Origin of the sequence: Brachybacterium sp. AG952, assembly GCF_004362645.1 — a bacterium.
Taxonomy (GTDB): Bacteria; Actinomycetota; Actinomycetes; order Actinomycetales; family Dermabacteraceae; genus Brachybacterium; species Brachybacterium conglomeratum.
The window spans coordinates 56,782-72,232 of record NZ_SNXV01000008.1 but is presented as its reverse complement, the minus strand read 5'-3'; the positions used below and the strand labels follow the sequence as shown (position 1 = coordinate 72,232).

Annotated in this window: 12 protein-coding genes and 1 pseudogene; 10 read left to right on the top strand and 3 right to left on the bottom strand. The window is 71.3% G+C overall.

Features of this window, described 5'->3' with window-relative positions; genetic code table 11:
- From DEU31_RS16375 to DEU31_RS16350, 7 genes and pseudogenes are all read left to right on the top strand, one after another.
- Positions 1-730, top strand: a pseudogene (locus DEU31_RS16375) (IS3 family transposase); the annotation flags it as partial.
- A gap of 38 nt (positions 731-768) precedes the next feature.
- Complete coding sequence (locus tag DEU31_RS16895; protein WP_166649559.1) at positions 769-921, top strand: hypothetical protein; 153 nt, start codon at positions 769-771, stop codon at positions 919-921.
- A gap of 43 nt (positions 922-964) precedes the next feature.
- Positions 965-2,707 (top strand): helicase, encoded by a 1,743-nt coding sequence (locus tag DEU31_RS16370; RefSeq protein WP_133677911.1) that lies wholly within the window; start codon positions 965-967, stop codon positions 2,705-2,707.
- 313 nt (positions 2,708-3,020) lie between these two features.
- A complete protein-coding gene (locus DEU31_RS16365; protein ID WP_133677910.1) occupies positions 3,021-4,508 on the top strand; it encodes a C69 family dipeptidase in 1,488 nt (495 codons plus the stop codon).
- 92 nt (positions 4,509-4,600) lie between these two features.
- Positions 4,601-5,977, top strand: a complete 1,377-nt coding sequence (locus DEU31_RS16360; RefSeq protein ID WP_133677909.1) for an APC family permease — start codon at positions 4,601-4,603, stop codon at positions 5,975-5,977.
- A gap of 6 nt (positions 5,978-5,983) precedes the next feature.
- Positions 5,984-6,166, top strand: coding sequence for a hypothetical protein (locus DEU31_RS16355; protein WP_133677908.1), 183 nt, complete (start codon positions 5,984-5,986; stop codon positions 6,164-6,166).
- Positions 6,163-7,590: an amidase gene (locus tag DEU31_RS16350; protein WP_166649558.1), complete on the top strand. Its 1,428-nt coding sequence runs from the start codon at positions 6,163-6,165 to the stop codon at positions 7,588-7,590. The genes DEU31_RS16355 and DEU31_RS16350 overlap by 4 nt, the downstream gene beginning before the upstream one ends.
- On the opposite strand, the gene dld is transcribed toward DEU31_RS16350, so the two are convergent.
- From dld to DEU31_RS16335, 3 genes are all read right to left on the bottom strand, one after another.
- A complete protein-coding gene (gene dld / locus DEU31_RS16345; protein WP_133677907.1) occupies positions 7,544-9,253 on the bottom strand; it encodes a D-lactate dehydrogenase in 1,710 nt (569 codons plus the stop codon). The genes DEU31_RS16350 and dld overlap by 47 nt on opposite strands.
- Before the next feature lie 158 nt (positions 9,254-9,411).
- Positions 9,412-9,813, bottom strand: coding sequence for a GNAT family N-acetyltransferase (locus DEU31_RS16340; protein ID WP_133677906.1), 402 nt, complete (start codon positions 9,811-9,813; stop codon positions 9,412-9,414).
- Positions 9,814-9,843: 30 nt separating this feature from the next.
- Positions 9,844-10,305, bottom strand: coding sequence for a carboxymuconolactone decarboxylase family protein (locus DEU31_RS16335; RefSeq protein WP_133677905.1), 462 nt, complete (start codon positions 10,303-10,305; stop codon positions 9,844-9,846).
- Between the two features lie 490 nt (positions 10,306-10,795).
- Here DEU31_RS16335 and DEU31_RS16330 point away from each other — a divergent pair, with 490 nt between their 5' ends.
- The 3 genes from DEU31_RS16330 to DEU31_RS16320 all read left to right on the top strand — a co-directional run bounded on the left by DEU31_RS16330 (position 10,796) and on the right by DEU31_RS16320 (position 15,426).
- Complete coding sequence (locus DEU31_RS16330) at positions 10,796-12,517, top strand: glycoside hydrolase family 32 protein (protein WP_133677904.1); 1,722 nt, start codon at positions 10,796-10,798, stop codon at positions 12,515-12,517.
- A 108-nt stretch (positions 12,518-12,625) separates the two neighbouring features.
- Positions 12,626-14,041, top strand: coding sequence for a family 43 glycosylhydrolase (locus DEU31_RS16325; RefSeq protein ID WP_133677903.1), 1,416 nt, complete (start codon positions 12,626-12,628; stop codon positions 14,039-14,041).
- A 44-nt stretch (positions 14,042-14,085) separates the two neighbouring features.
- A complete protein-coding gene (locus DEU31_RS16320) occupies positions 14,086-15,426 on the top strand; it encodes an extracellular solute-binding protein (RefSeq protein ID WP_133677902.1) in 1,341 nt (446 codons plus the stop codon).
- Positions 15,427-15,451 lie beyond the last annotated feature (25 nt).

The window sequence follows — 15,451 nt, the reverse complement described above, 5'->3', positions numbered from 1 at the left end:
GAACGCGCTGTTCGACGCGCACCGTGACGATCCCGAGTTCGGCTACCGGTTCCTCGCCGGCGAAGCCGCTGAAGCGGGCGAAGTGATGTGCTAGCGGACCGCGTGGCGGATCTGCCGAGACAACCAGTGGTGGTCCGTGTTCGGCAAGAAGCGCGGCAAGAACGGCAAGCGCCCGGGCCCGCCCGTGCACGACGACCTGGTCAAACGCGACTTCACCGCCGACGATGTCAACGAGCTGTGGCTGACCGACATCACCGAGCACTGGACCGACGAGGGCAAGCTCTACCTCTGCGCGATCAAGGACGTGTTCTCCGGCCGGATCGTCGGCTACTCCATCAGCGACCGAATGAAGGCGCGCCTCGCGGTGAACGCCCTGGACAACGCGGTATCTCGTCGTCGCGACGCCGCCGGTTGCATCGTGCATTCGGACCGCGGATCTCAGTTCAGGTCGCGGAAGTTCGTGCACGCCCTGAACCGTCACGACCTCGCGGGATCGATGGGGAAGGTCGGTGCTGCCGGGGACAACGCCGCGATGGAATCCTTTTTCGCGCTACTCCAGAAGAACGTCCTGGACCGCAAGCGCTGGCGGACCCGAGAGGAACTGCGGATCGCGATCATCACCTGGATCGAGAGGACCTATCATCGCCGCCGCCGACAGGCCCGTCTGGGTCGATTGACCCCCATCGAGTACGAGACCATCATGAACCCGACCGTCAGCCTGGCGGCCTAACCCCAGCTGACACCTACACGTGCATCAGTCCCGACGACATGGCCACGGCGGTCGAACGGCTCGGCACCGGGGTGCAGAAGCAGGGCGACAGGTTGACCGAGGGCGTCGAAGGCAGCGTGGCGTTCCTCGTGGTGGTCGGACAAGGCGAGAACCCTGAGGTGCACGTGGCGGTGCGGCGCACGGGTCGCTGAGCGCCGCACCGCCCAGTCCGTCCGCCCCCGATAACCTCGACGAGTGCCCACCTCCCGCCGCTCCACCACCACCCGCCGCCGCAGGTCCTCGCGCCGCCGCTCCGGGGGCTCCTCCCGCCACGCCCCGCGCGAGCTCCCCTTCGTCGGTCCCGGCGAGCGGCTCTGGGTCCTCGACGTCCCCTACGGCACACAGGTCGAGGGCGCCTCCTGGCACCCCGCGGTGAAGATGCACGTCCACGTCGGCCGCACGCTGCCGGACCACCTCAAGCCCTACTCCCCAGGCCCGCACACCCTCGGCCGCTTCCTGGAGAACCTCCACAACCCCGGCTCCTCCGCCCCGGTGCCCGAGCCGACCGACGGCTTCGAACCGCGGCAGAACCAGTACGAGGCGGCCGACGCGATCGCGGCCCGTGCGGAGGCGGGCGGGCGGATGTTCCTGCTGGCGGACGAGCCGGGCGTCGGCAAGACGATCTCGGCCGTGCTGGGGGCGAGCGCCGTCGGCGATCTGCGCGGCGCGGAGCGGGTGCTGGTGATCGCGGACCGTCCGGCGGCGATCACGATCGGGCACTGGTGCCGCACGATCACGGCGCTCGGCGACAGCGGTCTGGAGTGGGTGGTGATCACCTGGGACCGGCTGGAGAAGGTCGCCGGCCACGACTGGGACGTGATCATCGCCGACGAGGCCCATGCCCTGCGCCGCACCACCACGAAGCGGTGGAAGCTCTGGTCGCGGATCTCCGGGCACACCCGCTCGCACGACGCGGCGCCGTTCGTCATCGCGACCACGGCCACGCCCGGCCACACCCCGCTCGAGCTGCCCTATCTCGCCCCCGCCTACGCGCAGTCACACGGAGAGCCGATGACCGCCTGGGGCTCGGCCAAGGAGCCCGCGAACACCTTCACCTCCGCGCTCGAGCGGCACGGGATCGGCCTGGAGAAGGGCCGCTACGGCGCGACCTGGACCACGGATCCGGCCCGTCGAGCGGAGGACCTCGCGCGGGTGCGCAGCTGGCTGACGGACGACGAGCCGGCCGCGATGCTGCACCGCGCGGCGCCGTGGGGGCCGGTGCCGATCTCCGGGATGCCGGTGACGCTCACCCCGGCGGAGCGGGAGGTGTACGAGGCGGAGTGGGGCGAGTTCTGCCGCGATATGGACCTCGCCCGACGCGGACGCAACACCGCGAAGGGTCGGGCGGCGCTGCTGCGCTTCCGGCAGAAGGCGGGGCTGCTCCGCGTCGACTCGACGGTGCAGTGGATCGCGCAGCAGGTCGAGGCGGAGCGGCAGGTCGCGTGCTCGGTCGAGTTCGTGACCACTGCTGCGGACCCGATCACCGAGCGTCTGCGGGACGCGGGCCTCGAGGTCGCGACGATCTATGGCCGGGACCGCTTCGACGTCGAGGCCGAGCGGCTGCGTTTCCAGACTGGGGCGGCGCCGGTGTGCGTGTTCACCACGGTCGCCTCGATCAGCCTCCACGCCGGCGAGACCCTCCCCGGCGGGAAGCAGGCGAGCACGGAGCCGCGAGTCGGGATCTTCCATCAGGCCCGCTTCTCCGGCATCGCGGGCAGACAGGTCACCGGCCGCACCCACCGCGACCACCAGGTCTCCCCCTGGCACATCGCCTACGCCGAGGACACGGTCGAGGAGCAGGTCTCCAAGGTGATGGTGGAGCGGATCGCCGCCGCCTCCGACACCGTCGGCGGGGACACCGAGGGCCTCTCCGGCGTCGCGCAGCTGCTCGGCGCGGACTGGCTGCCGACGGCGAACCTCACGGAGGGCAGCGCTTGACGGGCGGGCCCGCTGTGCGCACTACCCCGCGGCTCTGCGCGCTCAGCTGAACAGGCGCAGGATCAGTAACGGCAGGCGCCACAGGAGCTGTGCCACGCCCGCGATGAGGTCGAACAGCTCCAGGAAAAGGGACGCCCCTTCGCTCCGGGAGAATCGTGCTCGTCCCTTGCTTCGCCGTCTCATCGCTGCTCCGCTCCCCCACGACGCATCGGTGCCGCCGGACGCAGCACCATGGTGCGGGCCACCCTATGCCGGGAGCAGGTCTACGGTGGAGAACGCACACCGTCCCCCGCACCCCAGGAGTCACCCGCCCATGCCCTGCACCACCCTTCTCGTCGGCCGCCGTGCAAGCGCCGACGGCTCCCCGCTCGTCGCCCGCACCGAGGACTCTTCGGCCGGCAGCTTCGACCCGAAGCGGGCCGTGGTGGTGCGACCCGAGGACCAGCCGCGCACCTACACCTCCGTGCTCGGCGGATGCACGATCGAGTTGCCCGAGAACCCGCTGCGGTACACCGCGATCCCGAACGCCCTGCCCGACGAGGGGATCTGGGGCTGCGCCGGTATCAACGCGGCCGACGTCGCGATGAGCGCGACCGAGACGATCACCTCGAATCCGCGCGTGCTCGCCGCGGACCCGCTGGTCGAGCGCGACGGGGAGACGCCGGGCGGCTTCGGCGAGGAGGACTTCGTGACCCTCGTGCTGCCGTACATCCGCTCGGCCCGCGAGGGCGTGCTGCGCCTCGGGGCTTTGCTGGCCGAGCACGGCACCTACGAGATGAACGGGATCGCGTTCAGCGACGCCGAGGACATCTGGTGGCTCGAGACGGTGGGCGGGCACCACTGGATCGCGCGGCGCGTGCCCGAGGACCACTACGTGACGATGCCGAACCAGCTGGGCATCGACTCCTTCGACCTCGAGGACGCCGAGGGACCGGGCCGCGATCATCTCGCGAGCCCCGACCTGCGCGCCTTCCTGCGGGAGCACCACCTGGACCTCACCCTGCGCAGCGGCTCCACCGCCGGCGACACGTCGTTCAACCCGCGCGAGGCCTTCGGCTCCCACACCGAGCACGACCACCTCTACAACTCGCCCCGCGCCTGGTACATGCAGCGCACCCTCAACCCGCACGCCGAGGAATGGGATGCGGGCCGCCCGGGCGCGAGCCCCGAGGCCGACGACCTCCGCTGGAGCCGTCGCCCGGAGCGGCTTCTGACGATCGAGGACGTCAAGGACGTGCTCTCCTCCCACTACCAGGGCACCGTCTTCGACCCCTACTCCCCGCGCGGCACCGACGCGGAGCGCCGCGCCTTCCGCCCCATCGGCATCAACCGCCACAACGCGCTGGCGATCCTGCAGATCCGCGGCGACCTGCCCGCCTCGCATCGCTCGGTGCAGTGGATCGCCTACGCCTCGCTGCCGTTCACGACGCTGATCCCGATGTTCACGAACGTCGAGGAGGCCCCGGCCTATCTCTCGACCACCGGCGAGACGGTCTCCACCGACAGCTTCTACTGGACCTCGCGGCTGATCGCGGCGCTGGCCGATCCGCACTTCCACCAGGTGATCCCGCTGATCGAGCGCTACCAGCAGCGCACCATGGCGCTCGGCCGCGCGGCGGTCCGAGCGGCCGACGGGAAGGCCGCGTCGGCCGGTGCCGAGGAGGACATCCCAGCGCTGCTCGCGGAGGCGAACACCGCGATCGCCGAACAGGTGCGCGAGGCGACCGAGGCGCTGCTGGGCAAGGTGCTGTTCCTCGCGAGCGAGGGGATGACCAACCGGTTCTCGCGCTCGGACGGGTGAGAGTGCGGGCCGGGCGCCGTTCGCCGATGTGCCCTTGACGACTGTCCAGTGCGACCTACGATGAAAGGCACCTCACCGTCGAAGGAGACGTGATGACTGGCAGCTCTGCAGGTCTCAGACGTCAGCTGGGGCTGATGAGCCTCATCGCCCTCGCCGCGGGGGCCGTCCTCGGCGGCTGGCTCGCTGAGGCGCCGTACTGGTTCGAACTGACGGGTGCGGGCGCCGCCCTCGTCTTCCCGATCCTCGCGATCATCCTGGTGCCCATCGGCCTGGCCTTCGCCGAGCTCACCTCGATGCTGCCCTTCTCCTCGTCGGTCGACGTGTGGGCCTCCAATGCCATGAACCCCACGGCAGGATGGGCGACGCAGTGGCTGTTCTTCCTGGTGCAGGTGGTGGAGCCGCCACTGGTCGCCTTCATCTTCGTGACCGCCGCGGGGTATTTCGTCGACGTGCCGGTGCCGGTCCAGCCGCTCATCGCGATCGCGATCATGGTGGTCTGGTACGTCTTCTCGAACTTCAACATCCGGCTCACCGGCGTACTCGCGATCATCCTGTTCCTGGTGATGGTCGGAATCACCGTGGGCACCTCCGTCTACTACCTGACCAGCGGGCACTGGCAGTTCACGAACATCTCCGAGCACGGCGGGCTCTTCCCGCACGGGATGATGGGAGCGATCGCGGCGGGATCCGCCCTGGTGCTGAAGTACATCGGCTTCGCGATGACGCCGACGATGGTGCAGGAGACGCGTTTCGCGGCGAAGAGGATGGTCCTCGTGATCCTCGCGGGCCTGTTCATCCCCGCCGTCGTGTACATGCTCGCCACCGTGGCGATCGGCGGGCTCGCGCCGCACGACGTCATCGCCTCGCTGAGCGTTCCCGAGCCCGAGCTCGTCGACCGTCTCGGGATGCCTTCGATCATCGGGCTGCTCGCGATCGGCGCCGGCCTGCTCTACGCGTTCACGACCCTGATGGGGTTCTGGACCTCCTCGGCCCGGGTCCTCTACGGCGCCTCGCAGCTGCGCCAGCTGCCGCCGTGGTTCATGCGCACGAACCGCCACGGCCAGCCGTACATCGCGAACCTCGTCGTGCTCGGCTTCGGCATCTTCTTCGCGGCGTTCACGAGCACGAACTGGGTCCAGTACACGTACTCGCTGTCGGTGGTCGCCGCCGGCGCCGTGTACTTCCTCGGATGCCTCTCGGCACTGCGCCTGCGCAGCAAGCGCCCTGAGTGGGAGCGGTCCTTCCGCGCTCCCCTGGGCACCCCGATCTTCATCCTCGGCATGGCGGTGTCCGCCGCGATCACGGTGATCGGCGTGACCCTGCTGCCCGCCAACGCCTGGCCGCCGATCATCGCCTACATCGTCATCGGCGCGCTCATCCCGGTCGCCATGCGCGCCTACCGCTCACGGACCGACGGCGACTACTCACCCCTCGTCCTCACCCCCGAGGACATCGGAAAGGTGGACTGACCCCGCATGACGACACCCGACGCCCTGGCCGAGGCCCGTCGCCGCTTCCCCGACATCCCCGACGCCGACGGCCCCGCCCTGGAGCAGCACGCCGCACTGCTCGACGAGCTCCGCGAGTCCGTCGACCTCGACCGGCTCGCGGGCACCGCCTCCGCCATGACCTTCGACCCGAGGACCCCGACGACATGACGCCTGCCCGCCCGACCATGCTGACCCAGGCGGCGCAGCTGCTCGCCGAGGGCCAGGCCACCTCCCGCGAGCTCACCGACGCCTGCCTCGCCGCCATCGATGCCCATGACCAGGAGCTGCGCGCCTTCATCACGGTCGAGCACGACACGGCGCGGAGCACGGCCGATGCCTGCGATGCGCGACGAGCGGAGGGAGCTCCGCCGCGCCTCCTCGACGGTCTCCCCGTGGCGGTGAAAGACAACCTCGACGTCGCCGGGAGGGTGACGACGATGGGGTCGGAGATCTTCCGCGATCACGTCCCCACCGGCAGCGCCGCCGTCGTGGACCGTCTGGAGGAGCACGGGGCGGTGCGCCTCGGGGCGACGAACCTCCACGAGTTCGCCCTCGGAGTCACCACCGAGAACCCGCACCACGGCATCTGTCGCAACCCGTGGGACACCTCGCGCACACCCGGCGGCTCCAGCGGCGGCTCCGCCGTCGCCGTCGCCTCCGGGATGGCTCTCGCGGCGCTGGGCACGGACACCTCCGGCTCGATCCGCATCCCGGCGGCGGCCTGCGGGATCGTCGGACTGAAGCCCACGTACGGACGGATCAGCAGCGTCGGCTGCTATCCCGAGGCGTGGAGCCTGGACCACGTCGGGGTGCTGACCAGCTCCGTCGCCGACGCCGCGCTCCTCCTCGATGCCCTCTCCGGCCACGATCCGCGAGGGCCGTCCTCCCTCCCGCTCCCGCCGACGACATCCCGGCAAGAGCTCGACGATCCCCGCCCGCTGCGCATCGGCGTCGAGGAGGAGTTCTTCTTCGCCGGAATCGATCCCGCGGTGGAGGGGATCGTGCGCGAGGCTCTCGAAGGCCTCACCAGAGCCGGGGCCACGCTGGTCCCGATCTCGCTGCCGTCCCTGTCCGATGCAGTCTTCGCGCTGACCGTGATCGACACCGCGGAGACGACCGCGTTCCACGAGACGCAACTGCGCCGCCACGGCGAGCTCTACGGCGAGGACGTGCGCCGGCTCGTCGAATGCGGAGCGCTCGCCACCGCCGTCGACTACGTGCGTGCCCAGCAGATCCGGTCGCTCGTGCGTGCCGAGTTCGCCCGAGCCTTCGCCGACGTCGACGTGATCGCCTCGCCGACGCTGCCGATCCGCACGCCGCGGATCGGGGAGACCTCGGTCGAGGTGGGCGGGGTGACCCGTGATCGCGACGCGGAGCTGATGCGCCTGGTCGGCCCGTCCAATCTGGCGGGGATCCCGTCCGTCTCCGTACCGTGCGGGATGCTCGACGGGATGCCGGTGGGGTTGCAGCTGATCGGACCGGCGCTCGGCGAGGGCGCGGTCCTCCGCGCTGCCGCCGCGGTCGAGTCGCTCGTCCCGCCGCGGCTCACCCCCACCCCTTCTTCGCCGACGTCTCCCCCACCCCGGCGTTGAACATGTTCAGCGGGTCGAGCTCACGGTAGTGGGCGACCAGCTGCTCGGGGGCCGGGTAGATCCGGCCGAAGTTGTGCTCGGCGGGGACCGCAGCGCCGCGGTCCACCAGCAGCTGCGTCATCCGCTTCTTCAGTGCGACCGGGTCCACGCCCTTCTTCGCCACATGGTCCTGGTGCAGGACGTGGCAGAAGAAGTGGCCGAAGTAGGCGCTCTCGAGCAGTTGGTCCGCGATCTCCTCGGGCAGGCGCTCCAGCCAGTCCTCGTCGTCCCGGCGCAGCGCCACGTCGAAGGTGACCATCGCCGAGGCCTCGGCGCGGTGCATGACGTAGTAGCGGCTCGCGGCGCTGGCGACGCCGAAGCGGATCAGGGTCGCGCTCTGGGCCTCGTCGGCGTCGCACTCGAAGAAGTCGCCCTCGTGCTCGGGGCCGGCGAAGAACTCGCGGAGCAGCTGGGCGGTCGCCGCGCGCTCGCTGCCGCTGACCACCAGCAGCAGGTGGTGGTCGAAGCGGTCGCGGTAGTCGGTGAGCCGGGACGGGATCTTCTCCGGCACCAGGGAGAAGAGCTTCTGGGAGATCGCATCGGCGGTGGAGGGCCCGAAGCCGGGCAGCTTCGCGAACACCCCGTTGGCCCAGCCCTTCAGCGCGAACATGCGCACCAGCGTGCGGGAGCCGGCGTGCTTGAGCGAGACGTAGGTGTCCTTGCCGTACTCGGTCGCGAGGTCGAAGGCGTGCGCGCTCATGTACTCGCCGGAGATCGGCAGCGGGCCGTCGGCGGCGAGGATGCGGCGGCGCAGCGACTCGAGATCGGAAGGGCGGTCGGTGCCGATGTAGAAGGTGGCCTTGTCCTTCTCGAGCGGGAAGGTGCGGGTGCGCACGGCGAACACCATGATCTTGCCGGCGCTGCCGGAGGCCTCGTGGAGGAAGGTCGGGTCGGCGTTGAAGCGGGCCGGGGTGTCGGCCAGCTGGCGCACGTGGTCCGCGTAGTCGGTGCCGGTGGAGTCGGGCGGCGGCGGGGTGACATCGGCGGCGTCCCAGTCCCCGCGCTCGAGCCGGTCGAGGATGTGCGTGGGATCGGTCCCGAGATCGATCCCGAGGTGGTTCACCAGGTGAATCCGGCCGTCCTCATCGACGCGGGCGAAGATCGCCTGCTCCGTGTAGGCGGGGCCCTTGCGCATCTGGGAGCCGCCGGAGTTGTTCGCGATGCCGCCGACGACGGTCGCGCCGATGGAGCTCGAGCCGATCACCGAGTGAGGCTCGCGGCCGTGCGCGGCGAGCTTCTCCTCGAGCGAGAACAGGGTGGCGCCGGCCAGGCTGATCGCCTCGCGGGCATCGTTGATGAGGTGGATCCCGTCGATCCGCAGCGTGGAGAGGATGACGATGTCGCGGTCGTAGTCCTGGTCGCCGGGGCCGGAGCCGCCGGTGAGCCCCGTGTTCGCGGCCTGGGTGATGACGATCAGATCGTGGTCCACGCACACCTGCAGTGCCCGCCACATGTCCACCAGCGAGCCGGGCCGCAGCACGGCGAGCACCTCACCGGCGCCGAAGCGGTCACCCGTGGTGAACGGCGCGGTGGCACGCGCCGAGGTGAGCACGTGCTTGCGTCCCATGATCCGGGTGAAGGCCTCGACGGCCTCGGCCGATCGCTGGTTCCTCGGTGTGCGCATTTCCGGCTGCTCCTTCGACTCGGGTGCTGCGAGCACGCTGCGGTGCTCGGGGCCGTCGCGACCCCTCGACAGCGTAGTCACCTGCGAGCGTCGCATGCGGGGCGGGCGCGACGACAGCGGCGTTCTCGGGCGGCGAGAGGCGCGGACGGCGGCTCAGCTCATGATGCCGTGCCGTCGGCCTCGCCGTTCACGGCGCGCACGGCCTCGAGGTGGACGGACTTCACCCGGTCCACGGAGTCCGCGAAGTCGTCGTGGCCGCGGACCCAGCGAGCGACGTACGGGCAGACGGGCACGATCCGCTTGCCCTGCTCGACGCTCGCGGCGAGCGCGCCGCGGGTGAGCACGCCGGCGAGCCCGCGTCCGCCGAAGGCGTCGTCGATGACGGTGTGGTAGAAGATCCGCTGGTCATCGGGGTTCTCCGCCGGGGTGGTGAACGACGCGAAGCCTGCCTGGCGGCCACCGACGAGGATGTCGAAGCGGTGCCTCCCGGGGTTCTCGCGCACCTCGACGGTCTCGTCGGCCGGGTCGACCGTCTCTGCGGGGGTGGTGTCCTCGGTCATCGGGGTTCCTTCCTGAGGAGGGCGCGGCAGTCAGCGGGCGCCGGGCACGGGGTGGTGGGAGAGCACGGACAGACGGTTGTACGTGGTCATCAGCACGGCGGACCACTCCAGCGCCGCGAAGGCCTGCTCGCCGAGCACGTCGCGGGCGACCATCAGGTCGCGGTCGCGGACCATCGGCTCGGGCAGGGTCGTGACCGTCTCGCCGAGCAGCAGCGCGGCACGCTCGACGGCATCGAAGCTGGGCGAGTCGCGCCAGACGGGCAGCTGCGCGACCTGGTCCTCCGGCGCGCCGGCGCGCACGGCACGACGGTGGTGGAGGTCCACGCAGAAGGCGCAGCCGTTGAGCTGGGAGATGCGCAGGTACATGAGCTCGAGCGTCGTCGTCGCGATCCCGGCGGCCTCGTTCTGCTCCGCGACGGCGCGGCGCACCTCGCCGAGCAGCGACCAGGCCTCGGGCGCGGCCCTGTCCAGGAACGGCAGAGGCCGTCTCATCACGCGCTCCCTTCGTCGGGTCCGTGCTCGCACACTAGTTCACCAGTGCCCGGACGCGGGGCGGTTCCGGAGTACGGCCGAGAGGACGGACCAGTAGGTCTGGGCTGCCCGGACGATCCCGCCCTCGCCGAGACGCCCCGGATCGCCGCCGAGCATCACGGCCGAGGCCGCAGCGCGACGCCTGCACATGACCCCGTCGGCCACGAGTCGGCGGTCGACGCCGCTCGAGCTGCGCCCGCGACCGATCTCCGGTGAGCGGTCCGACGGCTCCCGGTCCGAGCAGGACGATCGCGTGCGGAGGTTCGGTCTCGACGTGCCCGGGCCGTGACCTCCCCGGCGCGGGCTCCCGGCGGCACCGGGCGAACCGACGCGGGCACCGCTCTCCCGCGGCTCCTCTCACACCCGATGGAGATGCGCCCCACCCCTTCGCTACCGTCGGATGACCGCGTGATGGGGCGCACCGATCCAGTCGCCACGCCCCGGAGCCGCCATGACCCGCCTCGCCCGCCGATCCGTCCTGCAGCGCACCGCCGCGGGGATGGTCCTCGCCCCGCTCGTGCTGGGCGCGGCCTCCTGCACCGGGGGCGAGGACGATCCGGGGCCCGCCCCCGGCGACAGGACGGACACGCCCGACGACGGGTCCGAGAGCCTCCGCCCCCGCTTCCATCTCACCCCTCCCACCGGCTGGATCGGCGATCCGCAGCGCCCCGTGCGGATCGGCGACACGCTGCATCTCTACGGGCTGCACCACAGCGAGGACACCGTTCCCGGCCCCACCGCCTGGGCGCATTGGACCAGCACGGACCTGGTCTCCTTCACGCACCAGGGCACGGCGCTCACAGGGGCCGACGGGGTCGACGTGTGGAGCGGCTCCGCGGTGGTGGACGAGCAGGACACCGCCGGCCTCGGCGCCGGGAGGGTGATCGCGCTGGCCACCCGGCCCACGGACGGCCGCGCCGAGCTGCAGGAGCAGTACCTCGCCGTCTCCGAGGACGCCGCGACCTTCGCTCTGGAGCCGGATCCGGTGCTGGCGAACCCCGACGGGCCCGCCGCACGCACCGAGGAGGAGATCGCCCAGGCCTCCTGGTTCCGTGATCCGAAGCTGCAGCGGGACGAGGAGCGGGAGCAGTGGGTGTGCGCGATCGGCCGCGACCACCGCGTGTCCTTCTGGACCTCCCCGGACCTGCGCTCCTGGGAGCAGCGTGAGGAGTTCGCCTACCGCGACCTGGATCCCGACGGCCCGGACCTGGGCGGGGTGGAGTGCCCGGACCTGTTCCCCCTCACCGCGGACGACGGCACCGCGCACTGGGTGCTCGGCGCGAGCCTGGACGGCAGCGGCGCCGGCGAGCCGACGAACTACGCGTACTGGGTGGGCGCCTGGGACGGCGAGCGCTTCACCCCGGCGGACCCCGCGCCGCGCTGGCTCGACCGCGGAGAGGACTGGTACGCCGCGGTGACCTGGCCGTCCGCGGAGGACCCGGAGCACGTGCGCCACGCGATCGGGTGGATGAACAACTGGGCCTACGCGCGTGCGGCCTCTGCGACCGCGGCCTCCGACGGCTACGACGGCCAGTACTCGGTGGTGCGCGAGGTGCGCCTGGTGCGCGACGACGACGGCGCGCTGACCCTCGTCTCGACCCCGGTGCCGACGCTCGCCGCGACGGCGACCGCCGCGCGGGACCTCGCGGACCAGGAGGTCGTCCCCGGGGAGACCGACGGCACCGGGTCCGACGACGCGGAGGAGGTCGAGGGGCTCACGGAGCTCGGTGCGCTGGGGCGCGCTGTCGCCCTGGAGATGGACGTGAGCTGGGAGGATGCCGCCGAGGCGGCGGTGACCGTGGTCGGCTCCGCAGACGGTTCCCGGGGCACCCGGATCACGCTCGGCGGCGGGCAGTTGCGGGTGGACCGCAGCGGCAGCGCGCTCATGCTGAGCGCAGCCGACGAAGGAGCGGGCGCCGTGGACGACACCGACCCGGACGGCGCCGCGGAGCCCTTCTCGGGACTGACCGCGGCGACCGCCCCGATCGATCCGGCCGCTCGCTCCGCGCACCTGCAGATTCTGGTGGACACGCAGAGCGTGGAGGTGTTCCTCGACGACGGCCGCACCGCGATGTCGATGACGGTCCACCCCTCCCCCGGCGAGGAGCACGTGCGGCTGCACGCGGTGGGCGGAGCCGCCCGTTTCACGGGACTGCGCCTGCGCGAGCACTGAGACGTACGGCGCCGCACCCCTTCGGCACCGAATCAGCGCAAACGCTTGACCATCACGCGGTGAGCGTTCTACAGTCCCTGATCAAACGTTTGATCACGAGGGAGTGACATGCATCGCGCGCCGTTCTTCACCCCGACCCCCGCCTGGGTCGGTGACACCATTCCGTTCGTCCACGAGGACGTGCTGCACGTCTACTACCTGCACCACCAGCGGGAGGCGCCGGGCCAGGGCACCTCCTGGCACCTGGTCACCACCACCGACCTGGTGACCTGGGAGGACCACGGCGAGGTGCTCCCCCATGGCACCGCGGCCGAGGAGGACCTCAACTGCTACACCGGCAGCATCGTCACCGACGAGGACGGTCTGCACCACCTCTTCTCCACCGCTCAGAACCCCGCGTTCACCGCCCCGGACGGCCGCCCCCTGCAGCGCGTCGCCCATGCCACGAGCACCGACCTGCTGCACTGGACCAAGCACCCCGAGCACACGTTCAGCGCGCCCGAGGGGTACGACCCGGCGGACTTCCGCGACCCCTTCGTGCATCGGCCCGACCCGCTCGGCCCGTGGGAGATGCTGCTCGCCGCTCGGCACGCCGCCGGTCCCGAGCGTCGCCGGGGCACCGTCGGCCGCCTCACCAGCACGGATCTGCACACCTGGGAGCCGGCTCCGCCGCTGTGGGACCCGCAGCGCTTCCTCACCCAGGAGTGCCCCGAGGTGTTCCGGATCGGTCAGTGGTGGTACCTGGTGTACTCCGAGTTCACCGATGCCTTCGTCACCCGGTACCGCATGTCCCGCTCCCCGGAGGGTCCCTGGCGCGCGCCGCGCTACGACTCCCTGGACGGCCGGTCCTTCTACGCGGCGAAGTCCGCCGAGTGGCGGGGGCGGCGGATCGTCGCCGGCTGGATCGCGACCCGGGAGGGACGGCGCGACGACGGCCCCTGGCAGTGGGCGGGAACCCTCTCGCTGCTCGAGGCCGTGCCGCGCGAGGACGGCACTCTCGACCTGCGCCTGCCCCCGGAGGTGCTCGCCCAAGACACCGTCACCGTCAACCCCGGGCTCAAGCCCGTCGTCCTCGAGGCCGCCACCGGCTACGCCTCCGCCGTCGGCCGCACCGAGCTCCCCTCCCGCGCGACGATCCGCGCGGACCTCGCCCTCGACCCGGACGGTCGCGCCGGCGGGCTGCTGCTGCGCACCGACGCCGAGGGCGAGCACGGCTACGTTCTGCGGCTCGAGCCGCAGGCGGGACGAATGGTGCTGGACCGCTGGCCCCGCACCATCACCGGCACCGAGCAGTGGCAGATCTCCGGGGACGTCCCCCACCTGCTCGAGCTCGAGCGCCCCGCGGATCTCAGCGCCCCGCACCACCGCCTCGACCTGGTGCTCGAGGACGACCTGCTGGTCGCGGTCCTCGACGAGAGCGTGGCCCTCTCCACCCGCCTCTACGACCACCCCACCGGGCGTCTCGGCGTGTTCGCCGAGGACGCCTCCCTCACCCTCACCGCCTTGCACGTCACCACCGCCTGACCCCGCTGCCCGAACCGCTCATCACCTGTCGAAGGAGACATCCCATGAAGCGCAAGCAGTTCCTGGCCCTCGCCGCCGGTGCGGCCTCCCTCCCCCTGATCGCCGCGTGCGGCGGCAGCACCGGGGGTGCGAGCTCCACCGCCGCCGCCGTGGAGGGGGAGATCGAGCCCCGCACCATCTCCTGGCTGCTCTCGCGGCCCGCCAACGGCGCGGTCATCGAGATCATGACGGCCCTGGCCGAGGAGTACGCCGCCGACCACGAGGGCTTCTCCCTCGAGCTCATCACCACCCCGGACCGCCCCAGCTACATCCAGAAGTACGAGACCCTCGCCGCCGCGAACGAGCTGCCCGAGCTGTTCGACACCGACGCCACGCCCTTCGCGGCGAAGCTCAACGCGGCCGAGCGCATGGTCGACGTCGAGGACCTGCTCACCCAGCTCGGCGTGCTCGAGGACTTCCGCCCGGCGGCGCTGGACTACCAGCGCTTCGACGACGGCTTGCTGCGGATGATCCCGCTCGAGTTCGGGGTCGAGGTGTTCTGGTACAACAAGGCGCTGTTCGCGGCGGCCGGGGTCGAGGTGCCCACCACGCTGGACGAGATGGTGCCGCTGTGCGAGGCCCTCGCCGCGTCCGGCGTCACCCCCATCGCCGTCGGCGGCGCGGATGCCTGGCCGCTCGAGCGCTACGTCGCCTACCAGCCGTTCCGCATCGCCGGACCCGACTACATCACCGACCTCAAGCGGGGCGACGCCGCCTTCGCCGATGAGCCGGGCAGTGCGTCCGCCGCGTGGCTCGCCGAGCTCGGGGAGGTCGGCGCCTTCCAGCAGGGCTTTTCCTCCGTGGGCTACGCGGATGCGCAGGCCCTGTTCACCTCGGGCAAGGCCGCGATCTACAACATGGGCACCTGGGAGCTGCCCAACCTCGCCACCACCGAGCTGCCCGCGGAGATGCACGAGCAGATCGGCTTCTTCACGCTCCCGGCCGCCGACGGCTCCGTCACCGGGGCCGACGAGTTCGTGGCCCCCTCCGGCATCGGCGTGGCCGTGAACGCCCAGACCTACGACCCGCTGGTGCGGGACTTCCTCCGCTTCGCCCTCGAGCGCTACCCCGAGGAGTACGCCAAGAGCGGCCTGCTGGGCCCCACCAGCATCGACCCGGTGATCCCGGACAACGCCCTGCCGATCTACCAGGAGGCGATCGACGTCGCCGCGGAGCTCGGCGAGGCGACCCTCATGCCCTGGGACACCCAGCTGGATCCCTCGACGAACTCGCGGCTCCAGCAGGAGCTGGTGCTGCTGGTCCAGGGCGACATCACCGCCGAGGAGTTCCTCACCACCATGGACGACACCCTCGCGAAGAACGCCCCCAAGTACTTCGAGGACTGAGCGGCACGCCGCCTGTCACGGACGG

What these genes read in the sequence shown, in the direction of transcription:
- DEU31_RS16895 (WP_166649559.1), top strand. Translation starts at nt 769, where the DNA reads ATGGCCACGGCGGTCGAACGGCTCGGCACCGGGGTGCAGAAGCAGGGC.
- DEU31_RS16365 (WP_133677910.1), top strand. Translation starts at nt 3,021, where the DNA reads ATGCCCTGCACCACCCTTCTCGTCGGCCGCCGTGCAAGCGCCGACGGC.
- DEU31_RS16360 (WP_133677909.1), top strand. Translation starts at nt 4,601, where the DNA reads ATGACTGGCAGCTCTGCAGGTCTCAGACGTCAGCTGGGGCTGATGAGC.
- DEU31_RS16355 (WP_133677908.1), top strand. Translation starts at nt 5,984, where the DNA reads ATGACGACACCCGACGCCCTGGCCGAGGCCCGTCGCCGCTTCCCCGAC.
- DEU31_RS16350 (WP_166649558.1), top strand. Translation starts at nt 6,163, where the DNA reads ATGACGCCTGCCCGCCCGACCATGCTGACCCAGGCGGCGCAGCTGCTC.
- dld (WP_133677907.1), bottom strand. Translation starts at nt 9,253, where the DNA reads ATGCGCACACCGAGGAACCAGCGATCGGCCGAGGCCGTCGAGGCCTTC.
- DEU31_RS16340 (WP_133677906.1), bottom strand. Translation starts at nt 9,813, where the DNA reads ATGACCGAGGACACCACCCCCGCAGAGACGGTCGACCCGGCCGACGAG.
- DEU31_RS16335 (WP_133677905.1), bottom strand. Translation starts at nt 10,305, where the DNA reads ATGAGACGGCCTCTGCCGTTCCTGGACAGGGCCGCGCCCGAGGCCTGG.
- DEU31_RS16330 (WP_133677904.1), top strand. Translation starts at nt 10,796, where the DNA reads ATGACCCGCCTCGCCCGCCGATCCGTCCTGCAGCGCACCGCCGCGGGG.
- DEU31_RS16325 (WP_133677903.1), top strand. Translation starts at nt 12,626, where the DNA reads ATGCATCGCGCGCCGTTCTTCACCCCGACCCCCGCCTGGGTCGGTGAC.
- DEU31_RS16320 (WP_133677902.1), top strand. Translation starts at nt 14,086, where the DNA reads ATGAAGCGCAAGCAGTTCCTGGCCCTCGCCGCCGGTGCGGCCTCCCTC.